The 5039-nt window shown below is 73.6% G+C and carries 3 protein-coding genes; all 3 read right to left on the bottom strand.

The genetic code is table 11. From position 1 onward, the window contains the following. Positions 1 to 156: 156 nt before the first annotated feature. A complete protein-coding gene (locus ACFXMF_RS46670) occupies positions 157 to 1491 on the bottom strand; it encodes a coenzyme F420-0:L-glutamate ligase (RefSeq protein WP_360320931.1) in 1335 nt (444 codons plus the stop codon). Beyond that, entirely contained in the window at positions 1491 to 2453 is a 963-nt protein-coding gene (cofD, locus tag ACFXMF_RS46675; protein WP_360320928.1) for a 2-phospho-L-lactate transferase, read from the bottom strand. Before cofD ends, ACFXMF_RS46670 begins: the two co-directional genes overlap by 1 nt. Before the next feature lie 1179 nt (positions 2454 to 3632). After that, positions 3633 to 4490: a maleylpyruvate isomerase family mycothiol-dependent enzyme gene (locus tag ACFXMF_RS46680; protein ID WP_379992895.1), complete on the bottom strand. Its 858-nt coding sequence runs from the start codon at positions 4488 to 4490 to the stop codon at positions 3633 to 3635. Between the last annotated feature and the right edge of the window lie 549 nt (positions 4491 to 5039).

Below are 5039 nucleotides of genomic sequence, written 5' to 3' on the forward strand. Positions count from 1 at the left end.
AGCGCGCGCGCCCCCCGGGGGGCGCGCGCACGCTCGCCCCCTTCGCCCCCCCCACCCTTCGGGTTGTGGGTTGCCGGCGTGGTTCGGGTTGCTCGGGTCGTTCGGGTGCTTGGACTTCGGATTGCTCGGGTTGCTCGGATTGCTTGAGCGTGCCGCTCAGCGCACCACGATCACGTCGTCCGCCGAGCGAGCCGGGCGGTCCCGAGGCGGCTCGGCCGGTCGGCCCACCGCGACGGCACCCATCGGGTCCCAGCCCGCGGGCAGCGCGAGCGTGGCGCGCACCACGTCGGGACAGAACATCGTCGACGACACCCACGCGGACCCCAGGCCCTCCGCGGTCAGCGCGATCAGCAGGTTCTGTACGGCGGCGCCCGCCGCGACCGTGAACATCTCGCGCTCGGCCCGCGCTCGCACCGCGTCCGGGTAGGTGTGCGCACCGTCGGTGACCAGGCACGGCACCACCAGGTACGGCGCGGCGCGCAACACGTCGCCGCGCCCGATCCGGCGGGTGATCCGCTCCTCGCTCAACCCGTCCGCCCGCAGATCCGCCACCCACGCGTCGCGCATCGCGTCCAGCAGCGCGATCCGGGCCGGCGCGCTCTCCAGGAGCACGAATCGCCACGGCACGGTGTGGTGCGGGGCCGGCGCGGTGATCGCGGCGGTCACCGCGCGGCGCACCGCGTCCGGATCCACCGGCTCCTCGGTGAACGCGCGTACCGTGCGACGCGCGGTGATCGCGTTCCGGGCGCCCTCGCCGAGCGCCTCCCGGGTGCCGAGCCGGAACATGTCGTCCTCGGCGCCGCGCACCAGCGGACGCACGCCGGCGCCGTCCGCATCGGTGACCAAGTGCCCCAGGCCGCGCACGATCGCCACCGGGACGGCGCCCGCCTTGCCCTTGACCAGCTCGGCCGCGCTCGCGAGTTCGTCCACCACCGCGGTGACGGTGACCGCGAGTTCGTTGCCGTGCGTGTCGATCCGGCCCCGGTGGTCGTCCACCGCGTCCAGGCCCGCCACGCCGATCGCCACGTCGGTGACCCCGGTCCGCCAGGGCCGGCCGAACGTGTCCGACACGACGATGCCCACCCGGACCCCGGTCCGCTCGGCCAGCGCCGCGCGCAGCCGGCGGGCGGAGGCGTCCGAGTCCTCCGGGAGCAGCAGCAGGGTGCCGGGCTGGGTGTTGGAGGCGTCCACGCCCGCCGCGGCCATCACGAATCCGTGCCGGGTCTGCACGATCCGGGTGGGGCCCTTGCGCGCGACCACGCGGACCGCCTCGGCGTCGATCACCTTCTCCCGATCGACCCCGCGCAACAACCGGCCCTCGGCCTTGCTGAGGATCTTCGAGGTCACCACGAGCACATCGCCGTCGAGCAGGCCGGGCCCGTCCGGGCCCGTCGCCGCGTCCGCGATCAGCCGGCCCAGATCGGCGCCCTCGCCGATCTCGGGCAGCCCGCTCACCCCGAACACCGAATAGCCGCGGGGCGGGGCGCCCATCAGCGCACCTCGTCCGCGAGCGCGAGCGCGGCGCGGGCCATCTCGGCGGTCGCCTCGACGTCGGTCATCAACAGGGGGATGGCCCGGCACGGGATGCCGGCCGCCTCGACGGCGAGCACGGCGTCCGCGTCCGCGGTGTCCACCAGCCAGCCGTCCAGCAGGCCCGGCCCGTAGTGCTGGGCGACGGCCGCGGCGCCGGTCTCGACGCCGACCGCCTCCAGGACCCGGTCGGCCATCCCGCGTACGGGCGCGCCGCCGATGATCGGCGACAACCCGATCACCGGCGCCGGCGCGGCCACCAGCGCCTCCCGGATCCCGGGCACGCCCAGGATGGTGCCGATGCTGACCACGGGATTGGACGGCGGGAACAGGATCAGGTCGGCCTCGGCGATGGCCTCCAGGACCCCGGGCGCGGGCTTGGCCGTCTCGATGCCCACCGGCACGATCGCGTGCGCGGTCGGCGCGGCGCGAAGTCGCACCCAGTACTCCTGGAAGTGGATCGCCTTGCGCGACCCGGGCTTGTCGGGGTCGTCGATCACCACGTGCGTCTCCACCCGATCGTCGCTCATCGGGACGAGTCGCACGCCGGGCCGCCACCGTGCGCACAGCGCCTCGGTGACCGCCGACAACGGGTAGCCGGCGCCGAGCATCTGGGTCCGCACGATGTGCGTCGCGTAGTCCCGGTCGCCCAGTCCGAACCAGGTCGGTTCGACACCGTAGGCGGCCATTTCCTCGCGAATGCTCCAGGACTCCTCGCGGCGGCCCCAGCCCTGCTCCTCGTTGATGCCGTCGCCGAGCGTGTACATGACGGTGTCGAGGTCCGGGCACACCTTGAGCCCGAACAGGTGGATGTCGTCCCCGGTGTTGCCGACGACGGTGATCTCCGCTTCCGGAACGGCCGCCTTGAGGCCCCGCAAGAACCGGGCCCCACCGATGCCGCCGGCAAGTACAACGATGCGCATGACATCAGTCTCGCAGGACCCCGACGAGCAGGTGCGGGCCGGCACCTCGGTCGGGGGCGGACGGGGACGCACCGAGCGCGGCGGGTTCGGCTTGGGTGGATCGTGGGGGCGGCCTGGACGGGGTCGCGAGGGCGGCGAGCCCATTCGACTCGGGGAGTGAGCGTGCTTCACCGGTCGGGGGTGTGGCGGGATCGCTTCGCCCAGGGCGGCGGCTCCGCCTGGGTCGCGGGCACAGCGGCACGGCGTACCCAAGTCGCGGGGGCGGCGGGCCCCCGACCCGGGAGGTGCGCGGCGGGCTCGCTTCGCCGGGGGCGCGGGCGCGGTGAGTTCACCGATCCGAGTCGTGAGGGCGGCCGGCAGGGCCTGGTCGGAGTCATGAGTGCGGCGAGCACGACCGGCCTGAGTCGCGAGTACGGCGAGCCCGCTTTGTTTGGGTCGCGGGCCGGGCTCGATGCCCGAGGTGAGGTCGGGGGCGAGCGCGTAGGCGGTCGTGGGCTGGGCCCGATACCGACGTGAGATCGCGAGCGGAGAGAGCCGGTGGGCCCAAGTCGCGGGCTGGGCCCGACACCCGAACTGAAGTCGTGAGCGGAGCGAGCGGGTGGGTGGTGGTCGTGGGCCGGGCCCGACACCCCCGAAGTCGCGAGCGGAGGGGGCCAGGGACGGCAGCCCGACGCCCGAGCCGAGGTCGTGGCCTGATACCTGGGGCGAGGTCGTATGCGGAGCGAGCGGGCCGGCGCGAAGCGCGAGCCCAATCCGACACCCGAGTCGAGGTCGCGAGCGGAACGAGTCGGTGGACCCCGGTCGCAAGCCGGGCCCGACGCCCGACCCGGGTAGTGGGCGGAGCGGGCCGGGCCCAGGTCGCATGGCAAGCCCGAAGCCCGAAGCTTGAGCCGAGGTCGTGATCGCGGCGAGCGGGCCGGCGCGAAACGCAAGCTGGGCCCGAGACCCGGGGCGAAGTCGTGAGCGGAGCGAGGGTGGACCCCGGTCGCGGGCTGGGACCGATACGCGACGTGAGATCTCGGGCGCGGCGAGCCGGTGGGCGGTGGTCGTGTTGGTGGCCAGTTCGAATTCCCCAACGGCGGCCGGTTGCTGGGGAAGCAACCGGCCGCCGATGTTGCCGTGCGTAACTGTTCGCAGAGCCGGTCGGTAGGGCCACCTCGGCAAGCGGAATCGGTAAGGTCAGTAGACGATCGACAGAATCCGGCAGGCCGCCTCGGCCAGTTCGCGGTCTCCGATGATGCGGGCGCCGGCCAGGGCGGCGTCGGGCTGGATGCCGCGGGTGCACAGGCGCCATGCGGTCTCCGCGTCCAGTTCGACGAGTGCGGTGGGGCGTTCGGCGTCCGGTTCGGCCAGCGACCAGCTGCTCCCGGTGGCCGTCGCCGTCCAGGTGCCGCCGGCCGGGCCGTCGATCCGCACCCGGACCTGCGTGCCGACCGGTGCGTCGGTCCCGCGCAGAGTGTGGGGCAGGGCCCGCATGAAGGTGTCGAGGACCACGGCCAGGGGGCGTGGGTCGGGGTCGGTGTCCTGGCCGACGGCGTGGCGGATCTGCTGGCGGTGGGTCCAGAACTCGGTGAAGTCGCGGGCGCTGTCCAGCCACATCGGTGCCGGATCGACGCCGGCCCAGGACACCCCGAGCGACGGGGCGTCGGGGTCGGCGGTCTCGAAGAACCGGGCGGTCCGACCGCCGATCAGGTCGATGGTGTCGGTGAGCGCGGCCGGGCTGACCCGGCGCTGGGCGTCGACCCATTCCTGGTTGATGCGGTGGATGAACGCCTCCAGGGCCTCGCCCGGTGCGAAGGCGGGACCGTCCCGGTGGCCGTCGCGGTCCCGGGCGAGCCGCCCGTAGAAGTCGCCCAGGACGTGGGCGGCGAGATCCCGAACGGTCCACCCCGGCACCGCCTCCCTGCCCCAGTCGGCGGGCGCCAGGCTGCGCAGCGCGGCCGTCAGTGCGGCCTGTTCCGGGGCGAACAGAGGGCGGGCGTCGATCGGGGTACCGAGCCAGGGATGGCTCGGCGCGTCATTGGACTGCGGGTTCATGGACCGATCCTGTCGACCGGGTGACCGTTCCACCAGTGAGTATCCCACTGTGGCAGTGGCTTTCGGCTACGGTGAGCGACTGTTCCAACCGGCCGTACGCGGGGAGTTTCTCCTGGCCACTGTCATGGTCGCAAGCCGAGCCCGACACCCGACTCGACCCGAGGTCGTGAGCGGAGTGAGCGGGCCGGTGCGAAACGTAAGCCGGGCCCGACACCCGGGGTGAGGTCGTGAGCGGAGCGAGTCGGTGGGCCCGGTCGCGGGCTGGGCCCGACGCCCGAGGCGGGGTCGTGAGCGGAGCGGGCCGGGGCCCTGGGTCGTGTGGCAAGCCTGACGCTCGGGCTGGGGTTGTGAGCGGAGCGAGTCGGTGGGCCCAGGTCGTGGGCCCGAGCCGACACCCGGGCCGGGGTCGTGAGCTGGGTGAGCGGGTGGGCGGCTTTCGGCGATGCAGCGCTGCTTTTTGTTGGGCGCCTTCGGCGCCGGCTCGCGAGGCACCACTTTTTTGCTCCGTCGCAGGCTCCTCCACAAAAAAGTGGCCCCTCGCTCGTGACG

It is taken from the genome of Embleya sp. NPDC059213, from assembly GCF_042754445.1.
Lineage (GTDB): Bacteria > Actinomycetota > Actinomycetes > Streptomycetales > Streptomycetaceae > Embleya.